General features: G+C 61.9%; 19 protein-coding genes. 6 read left to right on the top strand and 13 right to left on the bottom strand.

Annotated elements, in window-relative coordinates; genetic code table 11:
* Positions 1–464 precede the first annotated feature (464 nt).
* From ACLIRY_RS20450 to ACLIRY_RS20425, 6 genes are all read right to left on the bottom strand, one after another.
* The gene (locus ACLIRY_RS20450) at positions 465–3,554 is read right to left on the bottom strand and encodes an efflux RND transporter permease subunit (RefSeq protein ID WP_413207281.1); all 3,090 of its coding nucleotides are present in this window, start codon (positions 3,552–3,554) and stop codon (positions 465–467) included.
* Positions 3,551–4,996, bottom strand: coding sequence for an efflux RND transporter periplasmic adaptor subunit (locus tag ACLIRY_RS20445; protein WP_413207280.1), 1,446 nt, complete (start codon positions 4,994–4,996; stop codon positions 3,551–3,553). Before ACLIRY_RS20445 ends, ACLIRY_RS20450 begins: the two co-directional genes overlap by 4 nt.
* Before the next feature lie 72 nt (positions 4,997–5,068).
* On the bottom strand, positions 5,069–5,956 hold the full coding sequence (locus tag ACLIRY_RS20440) for an ABC transporter permease (protein WP_413207279.1): 888 nt from the start codon (positions 5,954–5,956) through the stop codon (positions 5,069–5,071).
* Complete coding sequence (locus ACLIRY_RS20435; RefSeq protein ID WP_413207278.1) at positions 5,953–6,726, bottom strand: ABC transporter ATP-binding protein; 774 nt, start codon at positions 6,724–6,726, stop codon at positions 5,953–5,955. Before ACLIRY_RS20435 ends, ACLIRY_RS20440 begins: the two co-directional genes overlap by 4 nt.
* A 23-nt stretch (positions 6,727–6,749) precedes the next feature.
* Complete coding sequence (locus ACLIRY_RS20430; protein WP_413207277.1) at positions 6,750–8,066, bottom strand: diguanylate phosphodiesterase; 1,317 nt, start codon at positions 8,064–8,066, stop codon at positions 6,750–6,752.
* Positions 8,067–8,094: 28 nt separating this feature from the next.
* Positions 8,095–9,384, bottom strand: coding sequence for a diguanylate phosphodiesterase (locus ACLIRY_RS20425; protein ID WP_413207276.1), 1,290 nt, complete (start codon positions 9,382–9,384; stop codon positions 8,095–8,097).
* A gap of 317 nt (positions 9,385–9,701) precedes the next feature.
* Between ACLIRY_RS20425 and ACLIRY_RS20420 the strand changes: the two genes are divergently transcribed.
* The 6 genes from ACLIRY_RS20420 (at position 9,702) to ACLIRY_RS20395 (ending at position 14,345) form a co-directional block, all read left to right on the top strand.
* Positions 9,702–10,517 carry a metallophosphoesterase family protein gene (locus ACLIRY_RS20420; protein ID WP_413207275.1) on the top strand — a complete coding sequence of 272 codons (816 nt, stop codon included), beginning with the start codon at positions 9,702–9,704 and terminating at the stop codon, positions 10,515–10,517.
* Positions 10,518–10,641: 124 nt separating this feature from the next.
* Positions 10,642–12,120 (top strand): D-glycero-beta-D-manno-heptose-7-phosphate kinase, encoded by a 1,479-nt coding sequence (gene rfaE1 / locus ACLIRY_RS20415; RefSeq protein ID WP_413207274.1) that lies wholly within the window; start codon positions 10,642–10,644, stop codon positions 12,118–12,120.
* Positions 12,121–12,125: 5 nt separating this feature from the next.
* Entirely contained in the window at positions 12,126–12,488 is a 363-nt protein-coding gene (locus ACLIRY_RS20410; RefSeq protein WP_413207273.1) for an I78 family peptidase inhibitor, read from the top strand.
* A gap of 26 nt (positions 12,489–12,514) precedes the next feature.
* Entirely contained in the window at positions 12,515–13,123 is a 609-nt protein-coding gene (locus ACLIRY_RS20405; RefSeq protein WP_413207359.1) for a methyltransferase family protein, read from the top strand.
* Positions 13,120–13,551, top strand: coding sequence for a secondary thiamine-phosphate synthase enzyme YjbQ (locus tag ACLIRY_RS20400; protein WP_413207272.1), 432 nt, complete (start codon positions 13,120–13,122; stop codon positions 13,549–13,551). The genes ACLIRY_RS20405 and ACLIRY_RS20400 overlap by 4 nt, the downstream gene beginning before the upstream one ends.
* Entirely contained in the window at positions 13,548–14,345 is a 798-nt protein-coding gene (locus ACLIRY_RS20395; protein ID WP_413207271.1) for a hypothetical protein, read from the top strand. The genes ACLIRY_RS20400 and ACLIRY_RS20395 overlap by 4 nt, the downstream gene beginning before the upstream one ends.
* Before the next feature lie 197 nt (positions 14,346–14,542).
* Here the strand turns inward: ACLIRY_RS20395 and ACLIRY_RS20390 are convergent, their stop codons facing one another.
* The 7 genes from ACLIRY_RS20390 to ACLIRY_RS20360 form a co-directional block, all read right to left on the bottom strand.
* Entirely contained in the window at positions 14,543–15,709 is a 1,167-nt protein-coding gene (locus ACLIRY_RS20390; RefSeq protein ID WP_413207270.1) for a sodium ion-translocating decarboxylase subunit beta, read from the bottom strand.
* 31 nt (positions 15,710–15,740) lie between these two features.
* Positions 15,741–16,139: an acetyl-CoA carboxylase biotin carboxyl carrier protein subunit gene (locus ACLIRY_RS20385; protein ID WP_413207269.1), complete on the bottom strand. Its 399-nt coding sequence runs from the start codon at positions 16,137–16,139 to the stop codon at positions 15,741–15,743.
* Positions 16,136–16,570 carry an OadG family transporter subunit gene (locus tag ACLIRY_RS20380; RefSeq protein WP_413207268.1) on the bottom strand — a complete coding sequence of 145 codons (435 nt, stop codon included), beginning with the start codon at positions 16,568–16,570 and terminating at the stop codon, positions 16,136–16,138. Before ACLIRY_RS20380 ends, ACLIRY_RS20385 begins: the two co-directional genes overlap by 4 nt.
* Positions 16,571–16,614: 44 nt before the next feature.
* Complete coding sequence (locus ACLIRY_RS20375; protein WP_413207358.1) at positions 16,615–18,168, bottom strand: acyl-CoA carboxylase subunit beta; 1,554 nt, start codon at positions 18,166–18,168, stop codon at positions 16,615–16,617.
* A 285-nt stretch (positions 18,169–18,453) separates the two neighbouring features.
* Positions 18,454–19,104, bottom strand: a complete 651-nt coding sequence (locus tag ACLIRY_RS20370) for a hypothetical protein (protein ID WP_413207267.1) — start codon at positions 19,102–19,104, stop codon at positions 18,454–18,456.
* 279 nt (positions 19,105–19,383) lie between these two features.
* The gene (locus tag ACLIRY_RS20365; RefSeq protein WP_413207266.1) at positions 19,384–21,372 is read right to left on the bottom strand and encodes an acetyl-CoA carboxylase biotin carboxylase subunit; all 1,989 of its coding nucleotides are present in this window, start codon (positions 21,370–21,372) and stop codon (positions 19,384–19,386) included.
* 48 nt (positions 21,373–21,420) lie between these two features.
* Positions 21,421–22,953 carry an acyl-CoA carboxylase subunit beta gene (locus tag ACLIRY_RS20360; RefSeq protein WP_413207265.1) on the bottom strand — a complete coding sequence of 511 codons (1,533 nt, stop codon included), beginning with the start codon at positions 22,951–22,953 and terminating at the stop codon, positions 21,421–21,423.
* Positions 22,954–23,661: the final 708 nt, after the last annotated feature.

Below are 23,661 nucleotides of genomic sequence, written 5' to 3'. Positions count from 1 at the left end.
TAAATGGAAATCGATTTTTGTTTTTCTTATTTCAATTTGGAAGGGTATTTTTTATTGCGCCTTTGAGCCCAATCAGAAATGACTCTTATCATTTCAAGCACTTGGTCCTCATTCCCGCGCAGGCGGGACTCCAGGGTGGGAGCAGGCAACGGAGGCAAAACCGGGGCCTGAGGCCCCGGACCCCCGGGATCAAAGGGTCCACCGACCCTTTGCGGGTCTGGGCAGAGCCCAGAAACTGCGAAGCAGGGTTTCCGGAATTTCAAGGACACAGAGTATATAAATAACAGCCTGGGGACTGGGGCCTTTCGGCCCCAGTCTCGCCAAAGAGGGGGGGGCGGGGTAAAGCTCCGTGAACTGCTCCCTGGTATTGGCTGATCGGCCAGAGATTTGGTATGGAAGACAGCGGTGAGCGAGGCCGACGACTGCGTTCCAGCCCAAGTTCACGGTTTTGGGGTATAAGCGTTTCACTTTCGCCCGATGGCATTCCAATCGGCCAGTAACACATAAAAGGCTGGGATCAGGATCAGGGCCAACAGGGTGGAGAAGGTCAGACCAAAGGCCAGGCTGGTGGCCAAGGGGATGAGCACCTGGGCTTGCAGGCTGGTCTCGGTGAGGAGCGGACCGAGCCCCAGCACCGTGGTCAGCGAGGTGATCAGGATGGGCCGGAAGCGCTCCCGGGCCGCGGCCACCGCCGCCTCGGCTGGAGGCATGCCAAGGGCACGTTTTTCCTTGAGGAACTGGACCAGCAGGATGGAATCATTGACCACCACCCCGGCCAAGGAGGTGAGCCCTATCAGCGAGGGCATGGAGATGTCCAATCCGAGGATCATATGCCCCAGGATGGAGCCGACGAAGCCCATGGGGATCGCTGCCATGACCATGATGGGCTCCACATAGCTGCGGAACTGGAAGGAGAGCAGCAGGAACACGCCGATCAGGCCGATCAGGAAATTGCCGAGGATCGACTTGCCGGTCTTCCCCCCCTCTGCGGCCTGCCCTTCCAGCGAGGAGCGGACGCCCGGATGGTGCGACAGCAAATCGGGCAGGAAGGTGGTCGTCAGGTCGCGGGTGATTTCGTTGGCGTTGGCCACCCGGCTGTCCACGTCGCCGGAGATGGTGACTGTGCGTTGCCCATTGACCCGCAGGATCCGGGCCCATCCCTGGGTCCATGTGATCTGGGCCACGGCACCCAGGGGCACGGCGTCGCCCTGGGCGGTGACGATCACGAAATCATCCAGGTCGGCCAAGTCCCCCCGATCCTTCTCAATCAGGCGCAGGTCAACCTCGAAGTTTTCCGGGCCGACGCGGAATTCATCCACCGTCAATCCCTGGAACCCGGCCCGGGTCTGGTCGGCCAGATCCTTGGCGGTCACACCCAGGGCCAGGGCTGTGTCACGGGAGATCAGGGTGACTTCGGGCTTGCCCGGTCGCAGGTCATCATAGGTGTCGTGTACCCCGTCATAGCCGCGTAACCAGTTTTGCAGGCTAAGGGAGGCGGACTTCAGTTCGTCCAGATCGGTGCCGGTCAGGCGGATTTCGAAGGCCTTGCCTGCCGGTCCCCGCTCCCGTTGGGCATAATGGATGGTCACGACATCGGGCTGGTTGCCCACCAGCTCACGCAGCCGGTTGATCAACTCGGTCGTGGATCCGTTGCGAACCTCGGAGGACAACAGGTCCAAACCGACGGTGACCACATGGGGGCCCACGTCCCCTGCGTCCTTGTTGACGGAAAACTGGGTGGTGACCCCTCGGATGATATCGGCTTGCCCAGGTTGCCGATCCCGAAGCTCCTCGTTGATGGTGCGTGCAGCCTCCAGGATCCGTTCGGCGATGGCTTCGGTCCGGGCGAGGGGGGTGCCCTGGGGCATGAGGACGCGGGCCTCGATGATGTCCCCCTCCAGATTGGGGAAGGCTACCATCTTGACCCTACCGGAGGCGACCAGGCTGATGGAGAGGAGCAGGGTCATAACCAACAGACCCACGGCCAAGCCCGGGTGGCCCACGGCCCGACGGACGATCCCGTCCACGAAGCCATCGCGAAATTGGCCGAACCGTCTTTCGAACCCCTGGCGCAAGCGGCCCGGTGGCTTGTCTCTGGCGTGCTCCAGGCTATGGGCCAAGTGGTGGGGCAAGATGAGAAACGCTTCGGTCAGGCTGACGGTCAGCACCATGATCAGAACCACGGGCAGCACGCCGAGAACGGCGCCCATGTTCCCCTTCAGGAAGACCAGGGCGCCAAAAACCATGATCGTGGTCAGGAAGGAACTGACCACCCCGGGCAAGACTTGCAGAGTACCCTGGATGGCCGCATCCATGGGCGACTGACCCTTGGACAGGCGGGCGGCGATGTTCTCGGAAATGACGATGGCGTCATCCATCATCAGGCCGATGGCGATCAACAGGGCCACCATGGTGATCATATTCAGGGAGTAGCCGAAGACGGTCATCAGGAAAATGGCCCCCAGGAAGGCCACGGGCAGGCCCGCAGAGACCCAGAAACTGAATCGGAAGCCGAAAAACAGCCACATGGACAGGAAGACCAGAACCAACCCCTGAAGGCCATTGTCCAACAACAAGGTCAGGCGGTCTTCGATGATGGAGGACACATCGGTGGTCACGTCCAGGGAGACCTGAGTCGGCAGGGTCGGTCTTACCTGCTTCAGGAAAGACGTGATGCGCTCGATCACCTTCAGGCTATCGTCGGCGGGAGTCTTGCTGACTTGCAGCAGGGCGGCGCGGACACCATCGCGCAGGATTTTCTTTTCGGCATCCTGGAAGGTATCGGTGATGGTGGCGATGTCGCCCAAGCGGACCACGCCGCCCCGGGCATCCCCCAGGACGACCAAATCCAAGAAATCGGTAGGGTGACTTCGGTCCTCTCCCACGCGCAACAGGATATCGTTTTCCCGGGTTTGAAGGACCCCGGCAGGGATGTTCTGGTTCTGGTTTTGGATGGCTTGGGCGACGGTGGCCATGGACAAGCCTAGGGCGCGGAGGGTGGTTCGGGGGACCTCGATCCGGATTTGGCGGTCGGAAAAGCCCTGGACGCTGACCAGGGGGATGCCGCCGAAGCGCAACATCTGGTCTTTCAAGTCCAAGGCGAGGTCCCGCAGCTCCTGGGGCGTCATGGGGCCGGTCAGGGACAGGGAGGCAACGAAATCCGTTCGGTCTCTCAAGATAGTGGTGGGGCGCTCGCTGTCGTCGGGCAGTTCATCCAGGGCATCCACTTCGGCCCGGACATCGTCCAGGAAGGTGGCCGGGGGGGTCCCTTCGCGCATGGAGGCGACGAGGCTGGCTTTGCCCTCCGACGCGGTGCAGACGGTTTCCTCCAGGTTGGAGATGCCCTCGACAGCGTCTTCCAGGGGGCGGCAGAGGGAATCCTCCACCTGTCCGGCGGAGGCGCCGGGCCAAACCACTCCCACCTCCACATCCAATTGGGGCAGGCGGGGGAAGGTTTCCCGGTTCAGGTCCCAGATTTTGGCGCCCCCCAACACCATGATGGCGAGCATCAGGATGTTGGCTGCTGTGGGGTGGCGGGCAAAATAGGAGATCATTGGGAATCCCCGTCCTTCAGTGTACCGTCAGTCTTTGGGTCAGTCTTTGGGGCCGTCTTTGGATCGCTCTTCAGTGCCCCGGCGGCTGTCTCTTCCGTGAGCAGGGCGAGGGTGTCGCCATCGTCGATGGGAGTGATCTCCATTCCTGCGATAGCTGGGGAGAGATGTCCGACGACCAGGGTCTCGCCCCCCACCAATCCCTCCTTGATCACGGCATATCCATCCTGGGTGAACTGCACCTCCACGGGCTGGAAGACGAGGGTTCCGTCGGCGCCCACCAGAGCGACGGTTCCGTCGGCACGCAGGGCGTGGCGGGGGATGACGACCCTGTCGGGCAGGGTCTCGCCGCCCAAAAGGACGGTGACGAACATGTTCTTGACCAGGGGGGGGCGAACCCCGGGGATGGCCCTGCGATAGGGCTCATCCACAACGACAATGACGCCCAGGGTGCGGGTCGTGGGGTCAATGGTATCGCTGACCCGTTCCACCCGGGCGGGCCAGGTGAGTGTCGTCTCTCCCACCTCAAGCACCACCTGGGCACTGAGGTTGCGGCTGGCGGAGATGTCCTGGCTGGCCACACCGAGTCTGCCTCCCATGCCATTTTGCCCGTCCCCCTCTGAAAGGCTCCGTTCTCCGCCCGCTCGGTTCAGGGCGAGCATGCGGTTCAGGGGAACCTGGGCTTCCACTTCGGCCTTGGCGATGGAATCCCCCTCGGCCAGGATTTGGCCCACCTGGGCGAAACGCCCTTCCACCGCGTCGGCCGAGGCGATGCGGAGGTCGAAGGGGGCGACCAGCTCCGTCCGAGCCACGTCCAGTTTGGCCTGGGTATATTGGGCGCGGGTCTGATCCATCTCCGCCGGGAGCAGGTTCAACTCATTGCGCAGGTTTTGCAGGGTCTGTTCCGCAGACAGAAGGGAGCGGGCCGCAGTGTCCACATCCGATTGGGAAACGGCCCCCCGGGCCCGGAGGGTCTCCTTGCGGGTCAGCTCTGCCTGGGCGATCGTCAAGCCTCGCTCTTCGATGGCGATGGAGGCTTCAAGGTTGATCCGCTTGCTGTTCAGGGTTTGGACTTGAGCCTGCCGCTGGGCCTCGATCAGGGTGTAGTCGGCGGCATCGATGCGCGCTAGCAGAGTGCCCTTTTCCACGATGACCCCCTGGCGCAGGACCGGGGAGACCTCGACGATCCGGCCCGAAACCTCGGCCACCCCCTGCCAGACCCGGTCCGGGCGGACGGGGCCATGGGCGGTGATCAGTGGGGTGACGTCCAGGCGGGGGACGGTGATGACCCGTGCCGGGGTGGCCGGGGTTGCGTCCTGGGTGCGGGCAGGGGGAACGCGGCCAGAGACAGCCAGGATCAGGACCGCAACACCAAGGACGATGGGCAGCAGGCCAAGAAGAGAACGGAGGCGGGGAGACCGGTGGGCGGGCATGGGGTCGGGCATGGACGGGACTCACTGACACGGAAGGTCCCGGAGTGTACCCAAGGCGGATACCTTGTATAAGGAAAAACGAAACTACTCGCCAATGTTCAGCAGAAGACCCCTGTCCCTGGCAATTCGGAAAACCTGCAGGAACACCCCCATGGACAGGACCAGATAAAGCCCGTTCAGCCCCACTGCGGCCAGGAAATGGCCCTGGTTGAAGGTGCCGTGGATCATCACTTCGCGCATCCCCTCGAACACATGGGCGGGGGGTAAGGCGTAGGCGACCCACTGCAGGGCTTCAGGCAGCACTCCAATGGGGTAATAGACGCCGGAAAGGGGCATGAAGGCGAAGATCATCACCCAGGCCATGCTCTCGGCCCCCAGGCCGACCCGCAGGACCAGGGAGCTGACGCACAGGCCAATAATCCAGCCCATGGCCATCAGGTTGGCAAAAAAGGCCAGCAGCGGCAACCCCAGATCGTAGATGTTGAATTTCCAAAGGAACAGAGCGACGAGACTTGCTGGGAAGACCCCCAACAGGGTACGGATCACACTCATGGTCATGAGTGAGATGCACAGCTCGTAGGGACGCAGGGGGCTGACGAAGAGGTGACCCAGGTTCCGGGACCAGAGCTCTTCGTAGAACGACAGCGTAAAGCCAAGGTTGGCCCGGAACAGAACGTCCCACAGCAATACGGCACCAATGAACATGCCTCCCGCATGGGCCACCAGGGTGGATTCCTGGGAGAGGAACCGGGTCACGAATCCCCAGGTGATGACCTGGATCATGGGCCAATAGGCGATTTCCAGCAGACGCGGCACCGATCCCCGCATCAGGTACCAATGGCGCAGGATCAGGGCGCCGATCCGGCGGAGGGATAGAATTTGGTCTGAAGCGGGCAGGGCCTCTGCTATGGGTGGGGGGGCGGAGCCTTTGGCGCCGGGGTCCTCGTCATCTTGCTGGGTTTTGGGGCTCATGGGGGTGTCTCCAGGTCCGGGTCCCGTCCTTCCCGGGCGATTTTCAGGAAAACCTCTTCCAGGTTGGCGCGACCATGGCGGTCGAGGAGATCCCGGGGGGCGCCCTGGTCGCGGACGCGCCCTTCCCCCATGATGAAAACGGTGTCGCAGAGGCGTTCGACCTCGGCCATGTTGTGGCTGGCCAGGAACAGGGTTGCGCCGCGGTTGCGCCGCCAGTTTTCAAGATAGGTGCGCACCCAGTCCCCCGTATCGGGATCGAGCGAGGCGGTGGGCTCGTCCAGCAAGAGGACGCGGGGGTCGTTGAGCAAAGCCTTGGCGAGTGCCACCCGGGTTTTCTGCCCCGCCGACAGTTTGCCGGAAGGCCGGTTCATCAGGTGGTCAATCCTCAACTCGGCGGTCAAGGTGGCGATGCGCGCCTTGGGGTCGGCCAGGCCATAAAGCAGGGCGTAGACCATCAGGTTTTCCCGCACCGTCAGGCGGTGGGGCAAATCCACGTAGGGGCTGGAGAAATTGAGAAAGGGCAGGGCCTTGTGGCGGGCTGCGACCATGTCCACACCCAAGACCTCAATCCGGCCTGATGTGGGGGTCAACAGGCCCAGTATCATGGAAATGGTGGTGGTTTTGCCCGCGCCATTACCCCCCAACAAGCCCACGGTGCTGTTCCGCTCTGCCCAAAGGGTCACACCATCGACGGCGACCACTTGGCCGCGCTTGCGGTTGGGGAAGACCTTGGTGAGCTGTTCCACTCGGATCGCGGGATGCGTTGGCATTGACAGGACGGGGGACGCTGTCTTCACTCCGCAAGCTCCGGGGATAGATCATTGGGTTGGGGATTATGGGGTGTGCCTTCGCGCAGCAGGTCATCCAGGTAGAAGCCTTGGAAAATTCTGCAACCCAATGCCTTTCCCGCTTCCACGGCTGCGGCATCGTCGCAGCGGCTCATGATGATGGATTCCGGACCGAAGGCGCGGATACGTTGGCGGAGAATATCCCCATCCGAAGTCGATAGAAGGTGTCCCATCTCCGGCGACCAGACGGCCTTAAGGAAATCCGCGTCCAGGCGTTGACGGTCCACCCAAAGCATTGCCTGTGCCCCCAGATTGTCAATCAGTACCTTGAAGCCGAGTTGGTGAGCATGTTCCCGGGCGAACAGAAAGGCGGGTAAGTCTGCCATGATGTCGTCCAGGCGTAGTTCCAGAACGACGATCCTGTCAGAATGCCGTTTGGCGGCGTCGCGCACCGCAGCAAAGCCCGGTCCCAGGATGGTGGCCACGTTCAGGTTCAGACTGACCATGGGGGTGTCCACCGCCGCCACATAGCCGCCGATATAGGTGGTCATGCGTTGGTCAAGGGTGGCGGTGAAGCGCCGGAACAGCCATTGGTTCGAGAACAGATCCACCTGGGGGGCGATGGTTTGGCGCAATTCCCCGATATTGATGAACAGTTCCGTGCCAATTGGCAGGGGCATGCCATCGGGTTGGATGGTGACCATGCGTTGACGCCGCACTTGGGTCGACAGGTCGGCCATGGCCAGGCCGTTTTCCAGTTTGGCCAAACCTTCCGGTGTCAGGGGGCGCCCCCGGTGGCCGGGCATGCCGGGACGGACGGCAGGCGCGCCCAGGCGGGCGCCGCCGCCGGGTAAGGCGCCCTCTCCGCCAGTGGCGTTCAGGTGGTCGGCCAGGGTGCGCTCGGCCCAAAGCAGCATGGACTCCGCTTCAGCGCCCAGCACATGCCACCCCACCAAGGGGGTATCCGTGCCGAGCAGAATGGGTTGCCGACAATGGGGGTCTTTTTTGAACAGAAGGCGGATTTCTTCCAGGGTCTCCACGACCCGGGCACCGTCGGTCTGGTGGTGGGTTACCAGCAGGTCCCCTTGGGGCAGGGAGAAAATCTTGATTTCCGGATCGCGGGCCAGTTCGGCCAGCATGGTGCGGGCGGGATTGAGGGCATCAGGCGCGCTGCGCCAGATTTTGGACAGACGCAACCGGGCCGCCCTGTAGCCAAGGAGACGTCCCAGGTTGTCCTGTAGCCAGGCAATCAAATTGGCAAGCGAGCGAACCTCGTGGCTCGTCTCGTCACCGGTGGTATCAGTTAGCGTCGTGGAGTCCATTATTCCCATTTCGTTGCGTGCACCCGTCCTACACCGATTTGGCGGCGATGCGGGTGGTTCCGTCCAGGAGAGCCTTGTCGTGGCATTCGTCACGCAGCCCGCCGGTCAATTGCCGCCGCGACGCGATGCACCGACCCAGACCACAGGGATTCGGGCAGTCCCCATGGATCATCGCCCCCAGCATGGAATCAACGAAGAACCCTTGGAAGCGGTGGATTCCCGCACGGATCCCCCAGGCCATGGCTTGTTCGGAATCAACCCGGCCCAAGATCACCTTGTCCGCTCCGATGGCGCCGATCAGGGCTCGGGCGGCTGCGGCGTCGTCTCCATCAACGGAATGAACCAAACCGGGGTTCCAGCCCAGTTTATAGAAATCAGCCCCCAAGGGACCCAGATCGACGGTCTCCATGGTACGGGGCGTCAGTCCATCAATCAGAAGCTTGTGTCCCTTGTCGTGCAACCAATCCCGGGCTCGCAGGAAAACGCCGATATCAGCGAAGACATCCACGCCCTGGGCTTCGACCACCAGGGTTTGATCGGGGCGCAGGGCTGCCGCGAACCCGGCGAAGGCATCGGAATAGAGGGTTTCCAGGTTCATGTTGATGGAGAGTGCTTTGGGCTTCTGGAACACCTCCATGTTTTTCAGAACCCGTAACAGATGACGGTCGAGAGATCGCGTAAAATCCTGAAACAGCCAGCGATCGCTTTGCAGATTGACCTCTTCGGCCACTTTTTTGCGTAGGGCCGAAAGGGAGATCAAGAATTCCTCATGGACCAATAAGGCTCGCCGGTCCTCTGTCACTTCCACGACGGCCTGCCGGTGCAGCAGGGGGGCAACGTCTAAGTTTTCCATATCTGCGGTCAGCAGGGCCAGACGTTTCGGGGTCAGGGGTTGGTCGTTGATGTTCCACGCACCGGTGGCTTGGGCCGCCTCGGCGGAGCGCTGGTCGATGTCGTCGGCCAGGGTGGCGAAGGCCTTCATATGGTCGGGGCGGGCCAGGTCGAACCACCGGGCGAAGCGATCCCGTCCCGGGGCCCGTTCCCGGGCCAAGGGGTCGGCGCCGAACAGGGCTCGAATGGCGCCGGCAGCGTCGCGGATGGCGTCACGGGGCAGGTTACGGCCCAGGATGACAATATCCAAGCTGGCGGGCAGGAAAACCAGGGGGCCATCCTTGACACGCATCAGGGGAGCAAAAACCTCTGCCGCCCGTTGGACCAGATTCAATCGGCGGAATTCAGGTTGAAGTTGGGAAAGAGCAATCACCGCAACTTGGTGGCCCGCTGGATTTTGTTTCAGTCCGGCAAGGGCCGTCATCATGGCCCGTGCATTCCCAAAAGAAACCGATGAAGACGGCATGAGTCCTTCCCGAGGCCTTACTACTTCTTTACGTTGTAATCGGTTGGCGCATCTTCTGCACTCAACCTTCATTTGGTCGTGCTAGGCCGATCATTTCAGGCCGACCGTCCAAAGTATTTCAGGCAGCCTGTCCAAAGGAACGGTACTTCGTACGCCCCGTTTCAGGGCTAAGAGACCGTTTCGCCGGTTGAAGGGGTGTTCTCTCTTGACCCAGCGGAGAGCACTTTCCCATATCCATGGCGTTCCTACCAGTGGCGATTCCAAAGGAAAAATCGACAATGTCCGGCCTGACGACAGCCCACCGCGTGGACCTTGAGCCCCTTTCCAAGGGAGGGCCAGACGGCGTCCGTCACTATGTTATCGGTGATATCCATGGTTTGCTATCCGTTCTCGATGCCCTGTTGGACGAAATTCGCGTCGATATGGCCCGTCATCCTGTGACCGAGGCTCGGATCATCAGCCTGGGCGACATGGTGGACCGTGGTCCCCAGTCCAAGGGCGTCATCGCGCGCCTGATGACGCCCCCTGCGGACTTACCGCCGGTCAGCGTCGTGAAGGGGAACCACGAAGAGCAGTTCCTGGCCTTTCTGGAGGGCTCTCCGGTGCATCCCTGGTGGATGGGGACTTCGGGAGGGGGATCGGAGACCCTGCGGTCCTACGGGGTGACGCCACCGGCGGGGTTTGAAGACGACGCCGCAACTCCGGAGGAATGGGCCCGGGCCCGGGTGGATGCCCTTGCGGTCTTTCCGCCAGAGCATGACCGGTTTCTGAGGTCCCTGCCCACGTCCATCCGGTCGGGAGATTTGCTGTTCGTCCATGCCGGTGTGAATCCCAGTCGTCCCTTCAGCGGCCAGGAGGAACAGGATTTCTTGTGGATACGCGAGCCCTTCCTGTCTTCGACCGAGCCATGGGATTTTTTCGTGGTCCATGGACATACGCCCAGGCCTGTCGTGGAGCGGAGTGCCTTGCGTCTTGGCGTTGATACGGGGGCCTATCTGGGAGGAACCTTGACCGCAGCCGTGATCGAGGGCCGGGATGTTCGCTTGCTTTCCGTTCCCGGACAGAAGGTTGTAACCCGGACGACTTGGCGCTGAGGTCGCCTGGGACCTTTAGATCGCAATCGATGGCAAGGTCGTTCAACACTTTTCCCACTACCGCTCCGGTGCTAGCTTGCCGGTCCCCTTTTCTTCCCATCCCGCCGTGGAGTGCTCTTCGGTCATGCCCCTTGCAGCCGCCCTCGCTGATATCGTCCTCAAGCTGCCTTCCGCCCGCGTGATCTGTGTCGGCGATGTCATGTTGGACCGTTTTGTCCATGGCAAGGTTGACCGGATTTCCCCTGAAGCTCCCATTCCCATCATCCACATCAAGGAGGAACAATCCATGTTGGGTGGTGCCGGGAATGTGGTGCGCAACCTCGTGGCCTTGGGCGCAAGCAGTGCGTTCATGTCGGTCTTGGGCGAGGATCGCGCGGGAAGCGAGGTTATGACCCTTTTGGGCAGTGAATCCTCGGTCGAGAACTTCATCGGGGTTCAACCGGATCGGAGGACCAGCGTTAAAACTCGATTCGTCGCGGGAAGCCAGCAACTCCTAAGGGCTGACGATGAAACCGTTGCTCCCCTGGAATCCTACGACGCCGATCGACTCGTGGAGGATGTGCGCAGTCAGATCAAAACCGCAGGCGCCCTGGTCCTCTCCGACTACGGGAAGGGGGTTCTGGACACGGGCATGGCCGGGATCTTGATTCGGCTGGGTCGGGAGACGGGTGTTCCCGTTATCGTCGACCCCAAGGGGCGGGACTATACCCGCTACGAAGGTGCGACCCTGTTGACGCCCAATCGCAAGGAGTTGGCTGAGGCCAGCGGTATGCCTGCGGACAGCGACGAGGAGGTGGTCGCTGCCTGTCGTCGGATCATCGAGACTTGCGGGGTGGACAACGTCTTGGCGACCCGCAGTCAGGACGGGATGACCCTGGTCACACAGGATGGCGCGGTGGAGCATATGTCGGCCGAGGCCAGGGAGGTATTCGATGTCTCCGGCGCGGGAGATACGGTTGTGGCGACCCTCGCAGCCGCCTTGGCTGTCGGCGCGGACCTGTCCTCGGCCTGTCGCCTGTCCAATCTGGCTGCGGGTGTCGTCGTGGGCCGTGTGGGAACAGCAGCAGTGCCCCGGAACGATCTGCTTGCTGCGGCCCACCATCTGGAGGTCAGCGCCAGCGAATCCAAGGTGGTCTCCTTGGACGAAGCAAGAGAACTGGCGGGAAAATGGCGCCGTAGGGGGTTGCGGATTGGCTTCACCAACGGCTGTTTCGATTTGTTGCATCCAGGGCATATCTCCCTGCTGCGTCAGGCGCGGCAAGCTTGCGACAGGCTGATCATTGGTCTCAACAGTGATGCCTCCGTCTCCCGTTTGAAGGGGCCAACCCGGCCGGTTCAGTCTGAAATGGCCCGAGCCACGGTCCTGGCTTCCCTCGCGTCGGTGGATCTGGTCGTTCTTTTCGGTCAGGATACGCCCATTGACGTGATTCGCACCCTTTTGCCCGACGTGCTGGTTAAGGGGGCGGATTACACTGTCGATACGGTGGTCGGCGCCGATCTGGTCCAGGCCAATGGCGGGCGGGTGGTGCTCGCCAAGCTTGAAGATGGCTTTTCCACGACGGCCACCATCGCCCGCCTATCCGAAAAATCATCGGGAGAGTGATTGTCATGCGGACCTCTAATACGAGCCTCACTCTGGCGGCTCTTTTCCTGTCGACCCTGGGCCTTGCGGCTTGCTCCTCCTCTTCCGATGAGGGATCTGTTCATGGGGGGGCCGGAACGGGCCCGGCAGCGGGGATGGAACAGGGAGGAACCTGCATCGCTGACCAGCTTCAAGACCGGATAGGGGGGCCATTGCTGTCCAGTTCCGCCCCGCCGCCCGCCCAAGGTCCCTTCTTGCGGGTGTCCGATTTGCCCCATCCCCAGCGGATCTTGCCGCCGGGCTCCTTGGTGACCCACGACTTCAGACCCGACCGTCTCAACGTCATGATCGACGCCGTGGGGCGGATCACCCAGATTACTTGCGGATGACGGCGGGAGGATAAGGGGTGATCGATATGGAGGACGCTGTCATCGGCGCTTGGGTCCTCCATGGTCTGGGGTGGCTGTCCTTCGGTCTGGGGCATTCCGTTTTCGCCGCTGCATCCGGGCGAAGTCTGCTTCTCAGGCTGTTCGGTCGGGGCCATCGTCTTGCCTATAACATCCTTGCCCTGATCCACCTTGGCTTCGTGTTCTGGCTAGGGCAGGAAACCTTGGGACGTCCCCCCCTTGCCTTCGTCGCCCCCCCTCCGGTCTTTTGGGGGCTGACCGTTCTGGCCCTGGTGGGCTTGGCTTTTGGCCTCTGGTCCCTGCGTTATTATGACGGGGGGCGTTTGCTCGGTCTGCGCCAACTCCGCGAGCCTGTGGTCGATGAGGACGAAGGCTTGCGTTTGGACGGCCCCCACCGGTGGCTGCGTCACCCTTTGTACACGGCGGCTTTTTTGATCCTCTGGGGCCGGGCGGTGGATCCCTTGGGTCTGTCGAACGCCCTATGGGGGTCTCTCTACCTGCTTGTGGGAACCTGGTTAGAGGAGCGCAAGCTGCTCGGTCTGTATGGTGACGCCTATGCGTCCTATCGCCGCAGCGTTCCCGCCTTCATCCCGTGGAAAGGACGACGCATATCATGATTCCTGTCACACACCAGGACCAAACCCTGCTGACGGTGGAGACCCGGGGACGGGGCTTTCGGAATGTGACGGCGGCCATCGCGGATTGGGTGAGTGGAACGGGGGTCTTCATGGGACTTCTGACCGTTTTTGTGCGTCACACCTCGGCGTCCTTGACGATCCAGGAGAACGCGGATCCCGATGTCATGGCCGATCTGGACGACGCCCTGGCCCGTCTGGCGCCGGAGCGGCCCGGTCTCTATCGCCATTCCCTGGAAGGACCGGACGACATGCCCGCCCATATCCGCGCTGCATTGACCGCCACCAGTCTGACGATTCCGGTGGCGGATGGACGTTTGAGTTTGGGCACGTGGCAGGGGATTTATCTGTGCGAGCATCGGACAATCCCACACCGACGGCAGATTCTCCTGCACCTGATTGGCGGATGACGCGCAGGTTGTCCAATAGGGCCTTGGGATCGGCTCGCTCCGGCGCGATTTTGATGGATCTGGCTTTGGCTTTGGCGATTTTGGGTCTGATTCTGGCGGGGGGATTGATGGCCGCGCCCAGTCTGTTGAAAAATCGGCGCGAGGCCGTGACCGAGGACCGACTGGACCGGGCAGAACTGGCCCTGATGGCCCATTTCATCTCGACCGGGGTTCTGCCCTGTCCGGCGGACGCCGATGGCCCCAATCCGCCCTGGATACCGGGGAGTTGCCCGGTTCGAACGGGGGGGCTGGATCGTCCCAGTCCGCTTTTCAGCATGGGGACCTTGCCCTGGTGGAGCCTGGGGTTGATGGAAGAGGATGCCCTGGACGGTTGGGGGCATCGCCTGACCTACGCCGTGTCCCAAGGCATGGTGGACGTGGGCGTAGACTGCACGGCCGAAGCTCTGACCAAGGCGCCGTTGAATGGGGCGATCGCCGTTCTGGGGGCGGACAAGGGCCAAGCTCCACCGGACAGGGAGCGGGCGGCCTATGTGGTGCTCAGCCATGGAGCCAACGGCTTGGGGGCGGTGACCTCTGCCGGGAGTCGTCAAGGGGAGCGGGGAGCGATCAATCCCAGCGAAGCAGAAAACGCTCCACCGAGCAGCGCGAGCCTGTCCTTGGACGCAGACAAAGGTGCCCGCCTCCACTCCGCTCCCGGGATGGGAGAGGTGGAGGCGGGATCCTTCGATGATCTGTTGCGGTGGAAAACCCCCTGGACCCTGATCCACGACCTGGGGTGTCTGGAAAGGGACTAGATCATATGGTTAGGGGGGTGAGTTTGTCTCGCCGCGCGGTACACCACAGGGGCAGTCACGGGGCTTCGCCCCGTTCCTCACTGGGGCCGAAAGGCCCCAGATCCCAGGCTGTCACTTGTAAAAGAGAAATGGGGGTTTGGGGGCATTTGCCCCCAAATGGGTTTGGGCAATCGCCCAAAAAGGACGAGACCGTAGTTCTAATTCGCATACCAAGCGATAAAGTAGCCCGCGACGACGGCTGTCCCGATTACGCCGGCGACATTCGGTCCCATGGCGTGCATCAACAGGAAGTTCCCCGGGTCTGCCCGTTGTCCCTCCACCTGACTCACGCGGGCGGCCATGGGCACCGCAGAGACACCGGCAGAGCCAATCAGGGGGTTGATCTTGTTGTCCTTGAGGAACAGGTTCATCAGCTTGGCCATGAGGACGCCGCAGGCTGTGGCGATGCCAAAGGCGATGACCCCCAGAGCCAGGATTTTCAGGGTATCAAAGTTCAGGAACCGCTCGCCGGTCATGGTGATTCCAACTGAGGTGCCCAGGAAGATGGTCACGACGTTGACGATCTCGTTCTGCGCGGCCTTGGTCAGGCGTTCGGCCACCTCGGATTCTCGCAGGAAGTTGCCCAACATCAACATGCCGATCAGGGCAGAGGCCGCAGGCACCAGCAGGATGACGACGATGGTCACCATGGTCGCGAAGATCAGCTTTTCCAACCGCGAGACCTTCCGCAGGGAGCGCATGCGGATTTTCCGTTCCGCATCCGTTGTCAGAGCCCGCATGATCGGCGGTTGCAGCAGGGGGACCAAGGCCATGTAGCTATAGGCGGCCACGGCGATGGGGGCCAGCAGATGGGGCGCCAGCTTGTTGGCCAGGAAGATCGAGGTCGGGCCGTCGGCCCCGCCAATGATGCCGATGGCCCCGGCCTCCATGGGCGAGAAGCCGATGAAGATCGCGCCCAGGAAGGTGGCGAACACCCCGAACTGGGCCGCAGCGCCCAGCAACAGGGTGCGCGGATTGGCGATCAAGGGTCCGAAGTCGGTCAAGGCTCCGACCCCAAGGAAGATCAGTGGTGGGAAGATCTCCAACTCCACCCCCTTGGAGATGTAGTAGTAGAGCCCGCCCCCGTGCTCGCCGATGGGGGGATTGATCAAGCCTTCGGTTGGCAGGTTGGCGAGCAGGGCACCAAAGGCGATGGGCACCAGCAGCAGGGGCTCGAACTTGCGGTAGACGGCCAAATAGAATAGGACCGCGATGATGACCCACATCCCCGCCATTTGCCAGGTGACATCGGAAATAGCGGTCAAATTCCAAAGCTGCTCCAGCTTGGAAGTGGCTTGCGTGCTGTCCGCGGCGGAAACATCCATGGCGGCGGCGTCCTAAACTGGGAAAGAAAAATCAGGAAAGGGTGACGAGAACTTGGCCCTCGGTCACCGTGGCGCCGGGGGTGATGCTCACCGCAGCAACTGTTCCAGCTTGGGGGGCACCGATGGGTGTGTTCATCTTCATGGCTTCGAGCACCAGCAGGGTCTGTCCCAGGGTGACGGCCTGACCCACGGCCACGTCGACGCTGACCACAGTCCCCGCCAGCGGGCTGGCTACGGCGCCAGGACCGGCGGGTGCGGTCGGTGCAGGGGCGATGGGGGCGGGTGCCGCAGCCGCTGCTGCAATGGGAGCCGGAGACGGGGCGGGTGTGGCAGCGATTGGCGCAGAGGTGGGGGCGCTGGGCTGATCCAACTCTTCCACCGTCACGTCATAGGCGGTGCCTTCCACGGTGATCCGTAGGCGTTTCATCATTTCTGTCCTCTTAGAATATTTGGGGTTTCGCCACCCAGAGTCGGGCGGGTTGGACCCCAATCGGTCCGGATCCGGTGGGCGGAGAAGGTCTCGATACGGCCCTCCAGGGGCCAGTCATTGATCTGATGGGCGGGGGCGGTGACCTGGGTGATCCGGTAGGCCTCCCCCAGCACCGAGGTCACAGCCGCAGCGATGGCCACCAGATGGTGGGCAGGAATGCCTCCGGTCGTGGAGGGGCCGGTCTGGGGGCCAATTTGGGGTGACGGGGGAGCGGGTGCCGGGATCGGTGCAGCCTTGGCTACCGCCTCCACCCGGGTCTTTTCGATGCGGGTGAAAATGGTGCCAATCAGGGCACAGGCACCCCATAGGGAGGCGAGCACCGCCATGACCACGGCGAAGCCAGTCCCGATGAGTTCCAGGTTGTCGAGCATGGGCCTGGGGTCCTTAATTTACGACGGGATGCACGGTGACAATCCTACAGGGGGATATTTCCATGCTTCTTGGGCGGGCGGGTTTCGCGCTTGGAGAGAAGCCCCCGGAGGGTCAGGGCGATGGCGGAGCGGGTCTGGCGGGGCTGGATGATGTCCGAGACGAATAGCTTGCCCGCAGACAGGTAGGGAGAGGCGAACTGTTCCCTGTATTCATCGGCCAGTTCCTTGGATTTGGCTTTCCGGTCGTCGGCCTTGTCCAGCTCACGCTTGTACAGGATGTTCACGGCTCCCTCGGCACCCATCACGGCGATTTCTGCCGTCGGCCAAGCGATCACCCGATCCGCACCCATATCCTGGCTGCACATGGCCAGATAGGCACCGCCATAGGCCTTGCGCATGATCACCGTGATCTTGGGCACGGTGGCCGAGGCATAGGCGAACAGCATTTTGGCGCCATGGCGGATGATGCCCCGTCGTTCCTCTTGTACACCGGGCAGGAAGCCCGGCACATCCACCAGGGTCACCAGCGGGATGTTGAAGACGTTGCAAAAGCGCACGAAGCGGGCAGCCTTATCGCTGGCGTCGATGTCCAAGGTTCCGGCCTTCACCGTGGGCTGGTTGGAGACAAAGCCCACCACGACCCCGCCAATCCGCCCGAAGGCGATAACGATGTTGGCCGCGAAGGTGGGCATGACCTCCAGATAGTCACCGCCATCGGCCAACCGTTCGATGACCTTGCGGCAATCGAAGGGGATCTTCGGATCCTCCGGCACGATATCGTCCAGAACCGGATCATCGGCCACGGACAGGTCCGGCTCGATCCGGTGGGGTGGGTCCATCATGTTGTTGGACGGCAGGAAGGACAGCAGTCGGTGGACGATGGCCACCGCATGGGCGTCGTCCTCTGCGATAAAATGAATGTTTCCGGCCACAGAGGCATGGGCTTCGGCGCTGCCGATCTCGGCCATGGTCGTGACCTGACCGGTGACGGCGCGGATCACCTCTGGCCCGCAGATGAACATTTCCGCATTGTGCCGGGTCATGATGATGAAATCAGTCAGGGCCGGGGAATAGGCGGCGCCGCCCGCGCAGGGACCGGCGATCACAGAAATCTGCGGGACCACTCCGGACAGCTGGACATTGCGATAGAACACTTGGCCGTAGGCAGAGAGGGCGCCGACACCCTCCTGGATCCGCGCTCCTCCAGAGTCATTGAACCCAATGACCGGGACACCGGCCTTCACGGCATGGTCCAGGGTGTGGCAGATCTTTTTGGCGTGAATCTCACCCAGGGATCCGCCGACGACGGTGAAATCCTGGCTGAACCCGGCCACGGGGCGGCCATCGATGAATCCGGTCCCACAGACGACCGCGTCGGTGGGGATGGATTTGTCGGCCATGCCAAAATGGCGGGTGGCATGCTGGGCATGCAGGCCGAACTCCTGGAAGGTGCCCTCGGTGAAAAGGGTGGTGAGCCGTTCCCGGGCGGTCATTTTGCCCTTAGCGTGTCGGGCATCAGCTTTGGCTTGGCCGCCACCGGCCAGGGCGGCGGCGCGACGCCGCTCCAACTCGTTCGCGAGAGTCTTGGAAATCGCCATGAATATCGAACCGCTTTGCTTGTCCGCGTCCGGAATGGCCGCGGTTTTCCCCATGGGGCGTCCGCTATCGGACTAGGATCCTGCGCCCTGAAGTCTTGTTTCGCTCCCCGGGCGCCGGTGCTGCAAGACAAAAGAAAGTGACAATCTACTCAAATGGTTGGGTCACTCTTTTCGCCTTCACCCCCCACCCAAAGCTGCGCGTCCAAGGGGGGGCTTGGCAAGGGAAAAGATGGCCCGATGCCCCATATGGCCGCATAGCTCCCATCCCATATCGCCCTGCCAGCGCTAAGGGCTTTCTGGGGGGGGCTTTTCGGGCGGGAGGATTTCTTCGGCGTTCAATCCAACGGTGAGCGCGCCGATGGCTTGACCGTCCTGGGTGATGGGAAGGCTGAGTTGGATTTGGAAACTTTGGCTTGAGATGTCGAATTCCACCTCGGACAGGTAGGGGGTTCCGGAAGTCTTGCCGTAGGTTTCCAGGAATTTGGCTTCGTCACCTTGCCAATAGTCACTGGTCGGACCGGATACGCCAACGTTCAACCCCTTGTCATCCATGACGATGATTTCCGTATAGAGGTTTTCCCTTTGTGCCTTGAGACGGGCAAGATAGAGGGACAAGGGGGCGGCGAGGAGCCCGGCGATCGTTGGGGCCTTGTCTGACGCAGACTCCATGTGCCACTGGGCGTCCAGCCCGGCGATGTCCCCTTGGGTCAAATGGGCATGCTGGCCGTTCTGCGCTTTGACCTGGGCGATGATGAAGGGATCCCGTGACCATTGGGTGACGGCAGCGATGACCTGCTTCAAACGGGCTTCATCAATCACCGGAGCCGTGATCCGCGAGTCCACGGGCCGCGGGGGGTCCGCCAAGGCTTCGTAATCGACACTGCTTAGCAGGCCCAGGATTAGGGTCAAGGGCAGGCAAAGGCAGGTTTGAAGCATGGTGTCGTCTTCTCCCTTTTTTTAAGAACATCGAGCGGAAAATCGGGAACCGGTTTTCCGGTCCATGCGATGCTCTAACCATTTGATCTAGCCCGTAGCAAAGGCATTCAAGAGAACACCTTGGAAGGCTGTTTGTTCATCTTATGATTGCTTGGGGAGTATATTGCCATAACAAGGTGGCGGCTGCCCATGGATTCTCAAGGGAGGTCTGGGGGGCTTCTGGGCAGAAAAAAAGCGCCGCTCCTTGCGGGGCGGCGCGCTCTTCGACGGACTGCGAGTCTATCCCGCGAACTCAATGATCTTTTGGTCCACGGACAGGCTGTCGCCCGGGGCTGCGTGGATCTTGACGACGGTTCCGTCCCGTTCGGCCTTTAAGACGTTTTCCATCTTCATGGCCTCGATCACCGCCAGACGTTCCCCGGCTTTGACGTCCTGTCCCTCTGCCACAGCCAGGGAGACCAACAGGCCCGGCATGGGGGAGAGCAGGAATTGGGACATGTCCGGCGCCTCCTTCTTCGGCATCAGGGCCGCGTATTTGGCCGCGCTTTCCGTCAGCACCAGGGCGTGGTCCTGAGTGCCCGCGTGGAACAGGCGATAGCCCACGCCTTCCCGGTCGATCTGGACGACCACAGGGCGGCCATCAATCACCGCCTTGAACAGGGGATCGCCGAAGCGCCAGTCGTGGGCTACCGAGACGGTCTTGCCATCAACGGTGACATCATGACCGGTGTCGGTTGGCAGGATCATTACGGGGTGATTGGTGTCGCCCAGGCGGACAACCCAGTCATTCCGGGCCTTCTTCTCATGCCCGGCGATCTGGCCGGAGATCATGGCTTCCCGTTCCACCTGCTTGCGGTGCACGGAGGCGACCGCCGCGATCAGGATGGTGGGATCCTCGGCGGGAAGGTCGGCGGCATGGAAGCCGTCGGCGTATTCCTCGGCGATGAAGTTGGTGGTCAGTCGGCCGTCAACGAACCGCTGCTTGCCCAAGAGGGAGGCCAGGAAGGGGATGTTGTGGGATACGCCGCGAATGTAGAAGGCATCCAGGGCCTCCCGCATGCGAGCGATGGCCTCATTCCGGTCCTTCCCATGGGTGATCAGCTTGGCGATCATGGGGTCGTAGTACATGCTGATCTCGCCACCGTCAGCGACGCCGGTATCCACGCGGACCTGGCCTTCCACCTCCTCGGGGGGGATGAAGCGGGTCAGGCGACCGATGGAGGGCAGGAAGCCCCGGTAGGGATCCTCGGCGTAGATCCGGCATTCCAGGGACCAGCCGTTCAGGGTGATGTCGTCCTGGGTGAGGGTCAGCTTTTCTCCGGCGGCGATCCTGATCATCCATTCGACCAGATCCAGGCCGGTGATCATCTCGGTGACCGGATGTTCCACCTGCAGACGGGTGTTCATTTCCAGGAAGTAGAAATTCCGGTTGGCGTCGACGATGAATTCCACCGTTCCTGCGGATTTGTAATCCACGGCCTTGGCCAGGGCCACGGCCTGCTCGCCCATGGCCTTGCGGACCTCCGGCGTCAGGAAGGGCGAGGGGGCCTCCTCGATGACCTTCTGGTGGCGGCGCTGGATGGAGCATTCCCGCTCGCCCACGTACAGGCAGGTCTCGCCATCGGCCAGGATCTGGATTTCGATGTGACGCGGTTCCTCGATGAACTTTTCCACGAAGACCCGGTCGTCGCCGAAGCTGGATTTGGCTTCGTTGGTGGCCGAGACGAAGCCGTCGCGGGCTTCCTCCTCCGTATAGGCCACCCGCATACCCTTGCCACCACCACCGGCGGAGGCCTTGATCATCACCGGGAAACCGATGTCCTTGGCGATCTTCACCGCTTCGTCGGTGTCCTTGATGACGCCCATGTACCCCGGAACCGTGGAGACTTTGGCTTCTGCGGCGAGTTTCTTGGACTCGATCTTGTCACCCATGGCTTCGATGGCGCGGTTGCCCGGGCCGATGAAGGCGATGCCTTCCTTGTCCAGGGCGGCCTGGAAGGCCTTGTTTTCGGACAGGAAGCCGTAGCCCGGGTGGACGGCCTGGGCGCCGGTGTCCTTGCAGGCCTGGATGATGCGGTCCATGACCAGATAGGAGTCGGCGGAAGCGGAGCCGCCGATGTGGATGCGCTCGTCGGCCATGTCCACATGCAAGGCGTCCCGGTCGGCGTCCGAATAGACGGCCACGGTTTTGATGCCCATCTTGCGGGCGGATTTGATAACGCGACAGGCGATTTCGCCGCGGTTCGCGATCAGAATTTTGTCGAACATTGGTTGCCCCAGCTCATTTCATCGAGGACGGATCGTGCGGACCACGGGTTACAGCGGAATGTTGCCGTGTTTGCGCCAGGGGTTTTCCAGAACCTTGTCGCGCAGGATGGCGAAGGCCCGGTTGACCCGCTTGCGGGTGCCATGGGGCAGGATCACTTCGTCGATGAAGCCGCGGGAGCCCGCGACGAAGGGGTTGGCGAACAGGCGGCGGTATTCTTCCGTCCGCTCGGCGATCTTCTCGGCGTTGCCCATGTCCTGGCGGAAGATGATCTCCACCGCGCCCTTGGGGCCCATGACCGCGATTTCGGCGCTGGGCCAAGCGTAGTTGAAATCGCCGCGCAGGTGTTTGGAGGACATCACGTCATAGGCGCCACCATAGGCCTTGCGGGTGATCAAGGTCACCTTGGGCACCGTGGCTTCGGCATAGGCGTACAGCAGCTTGGCGCCATGCTTGATGATGCCGCCGTATTCCTGGCTGGTGCCGGGCATGAAGCCGGGAACGTCCACCAGGGTCAACAGGGGAATGTTGAAGGCGTCGCAGAACCGGACGAAGCGGGCAGCCTTGCGGGCGCTGTCGATGTCCAGGCAACCCGCCAGGACCATGGGCTGGTTGGCGACGATGCCGACGGTTCTGCCTTCCATGCGGGCCAGACCGGTGATGATATTGGCCGCGTACTTGGGGGCGATCTCGAAGAAATCGCCCTCGTCGACGATCTTCAGGATCAACTCCTTCATGTCGTAGGGCATGTTGGGGTTGTTCGGGATCAGATTGTCCAGGGACATATCGTAAGCGTCCCAGGCGTGGTCCGTCGGGCGGACCGGCGGCTTCTGCTTGTTGTTGGCGGGCAGGAAGTCCATGAAACGGCGCAGTTGCAACAGAGCGACCACATCGTTTTCGAAGGACAGGTCGGCCACGCCAGATTTGTTGGTATGGGTGATCGCGCCGCCCAGTTCTTCGGCCGTCACTTGCTCGTGGGTGACGGTTTTCACCACGTCCGGGCCGGTGACGAACATGTAAGAGCTGTCTTCGACCATGAAGATGAAGTCGGTCATGGCCGGAGAGTAGACCGCGCCACCGGCGCAGGGACCCATGATCAGGGACACCTGGGGAATGACGCCGGAGGCCAGGACATTGCGTTGGAAGACCTCGGCGTAGCCCGCCAGACTGTCCACGCCTTCCTGGATCCGTGCCCCGCCGGAATCGTTCAGGCCGATGACCGGAGCGCCGACCTTCATGGCCTGATCCATGATCTTGCAGATTTTGGCCGCATGGGTTTCCGACAGGGATCCGCCCAGCACGGTAAAGTCCTGGCTGAACAGGAAGACCAGGCGTCCATTGATGGTGCCATGGCCTGTGACCACTCCATCGCTGGGAATCTTGCTGTCCGCCATGCCGAATTCGACGCAGCGATGTTCCACGAACATGTCCCACTCCTCGAAGGAGCCGGGATCAAGCAACAAATCGATACGCTCGCGCGCGGTGAGCTTTCCCTTCGCGTGCTGGGCGTCGATCCGACGCTGCCCCCCCCCTAGGCGGGCCGCGGCGCGTTTTTCGTCGAGCTGACGGATAATTTCGTGCATACGGGTCTTCCTGTTTTTTTTACATGCCCGAAGGCGCAGCCGGACCCGTTGACCAGAATGGAACGGACGGACGTCGCCTCCCCTCTCTCTTGCTTCATTTGACCGTTACCCCCGGGGACCGGGGGCCGCGTCATTATTTGTCTGATGGCTACTGTCCCGCAAGCGGCGGCCAACGGGGCCAGCGGATGGGACGAACTTGCGCGTCGGATACGAAATAGGACACTTTGGCAACGAGTACCGTTCGATTGTCTCGGACCCTAAATGAATCATTTCGAACAGACGGAAGCGTACGGAGTATAGCGGTCACCCCCCGTAGAAACCAGCCCTTCATACGCGCTTTTTCGCATCTGCTAATAGGATTAGGGACAGCGTTGGTCTTTGGTTCGAAGGATCCAATATCCGGTATCGGCTTCCCTTGCGTCCAAGGGGAGGTCTCCCCTATCATTCCCGACCCGTGTGTTCCTGGAAATCCTTAGGGAAAGAGCGGTTTTTCACCGGCGTCCAGAGTGGTCCGCCGCATCTCCCCCACGATGTCTGGATGGGGGTATCACGTGCCCGGCGCACGCTGAATGGGAGACGGCTACCGTGAGTTCATCGCCTGAAACGCCCCTGCTCGACCGGTTTTCGGACCCATCCGGGACGCGGTCTCTTTCGTTGGTGGAGCTGGAGCAACTGGCCGGAGAGGTCCGGTCAGAGATGATCGATGCG

Source organism: Rhodospirillum sp. A1_3_36 (genome assembly GCF_047263945.1).
In the GTDB taxonomy this organism is placed as follows: Bacteria; Pseudomonadota; Alphaproteobacteria; order Rhodospirillales; family Rhodospirillaceae; genus Rhodospirillum.
The sequence above is the reverse complement of the archived record's forward strand: the minus strand, read 5'-3'. Positions and strand labels throughout refer to the sequence as shown.

Bases quoted from the DNA above. Each gene is read 5' to 3' on its own strand.
- ACLIRY_RS20420 (WP_413207275.1), top strand. From the start codon at position 9,702: ATGTCCGGCCTGACGACAGCCCACCGCGTGGACCTTGAGCCCCTTTCC.
- ACLIRY_RS20375 (WP_413207358.1), bottom strand. From the start codon at position 18,168: ATGGCGATTTCCAAGACTCTCGCGAACGAGTTGGAGCGGCGTCGCGCC.
- ACLIRY_RS20395 (WP_413207271.1), top strand. From the start codon at position 13,548: ATGACGCGCAGGTTGTCCAATAGGGCCTTGGGATCGGCTCGCTCCGGC.
- ACLIRY_RS20445 (WP_413207280.1), bottom strand. From the start codon at position 4,996: ATGCCCGACCCCATGCCCGCCCACCGGTCTCCCCGCCTCCGTTCTCTT.
- ACLIRY_RS20360 (WP_413207265.1), bottom strand. From the start codon at position 22,953: ATGCACGAAATTATCCGTCAGCTCGACGAAAAACGCGCCGCGGCCCGC.
- ACLIRY_RS20435 (WP_413207278.1), bottom strand. From the start codon at position 6,726: ATGCCAACGCATCCCGCGATCCGAGTGGAACAGCTCACCAAGGTCTTC.
- ACLIRY_RS20390 (WP_413207270.1), bottom strand. From the start codon at position 15,709: ATGGATGTTTCCGCCGCGGACAGCACGCAAGCCACTTCCAAGCTGGAG.
- ACLIRY_RS20400 (WP_413207272.1), top strand. From the start codon at position 13,120: ATGATTCCTGTCACACACCAGGACCAAACCCTGCTGACGGTGGAGACC.
- ACLIRY_RS20410 (WP_413207273.1), top strand. From the start codon at position 12,126: ATGCGGACCTCTAATACGAGCCTCACTCTGGCGGCTCTTTTCCTGTCG.
- ACLIRY_RS20405 (WP_413207359.1), top strand. From the start codon at position 12,515: ATGGAGGACGCTGTCATCGGCGCTTGGGTCCTCCATGGTCTGGGGTGG.
- ACLIRY_RS20450 (WP_413207281.1), bottom strand. From the start codon at position 3,554: ATGATCTCCTATTTTGCCCGCCACCCCACAGCAGCCAACATCCTGATG.
- rfaE1 (WP_413207274.1), top strand. From the start codon at position 10,642: ATGCCCCTTGCAGCCGCCCTCGCTGATATCGTCCTCAAGCTGCCTTCC.
- ACLIRY_RS20440 (WP_413207279.1), bottom strand. From the start codon at position 5,956: ATGAGCCCCAAAACCCAGCAAGATGACGAGGACCCCGGCGCCAAAGGC.
- ACLIRY_RS20365 (WP_413207266.1), bottom strand. From the start codon at position 21,372: ATGTTCGACAAAATTCTGATCGCGAACCGCGGCGAAATCGCCTGTCGC.
- ACLIRY_RS20385 (WP_413207269.1), bottom strand. From the start codon at position 16,139: ATGATGAAACGCCTACGGATCACCGTGGAAGGCACCGCCTATGACGTG.
- ACLIRY_RS20370 (WP_413207267.1), bottom strand. From the start codon at position 19,104: ATGCTTCAAACCTGCCTTTGCCTGCCCTTGACCCTAATCCTGGGCCTG.
- ACLIRY_RS20425 (WP_413207276.1), bottom strand. From the start codon at position 9,384: ATGATGACGGCCCTTGCCGGACTGAAACAAAATCCAGCGGGCCACCAA.
- ACLIRY_RS20430 (WP_413207277.1), bottom strand. From the start codon at position 8,066: ATGGACTCCACGACGCTAACTGATACCACCGGTGACGAGACGAGCCAC.
- ACLIRY_RS20380 (WP_413207268.1), bottom strand. From the start codon at position 16,570: ATGCTCGACAACCTGGAACTCATCGGGACTGGCTTCGCCGTGGTCATG.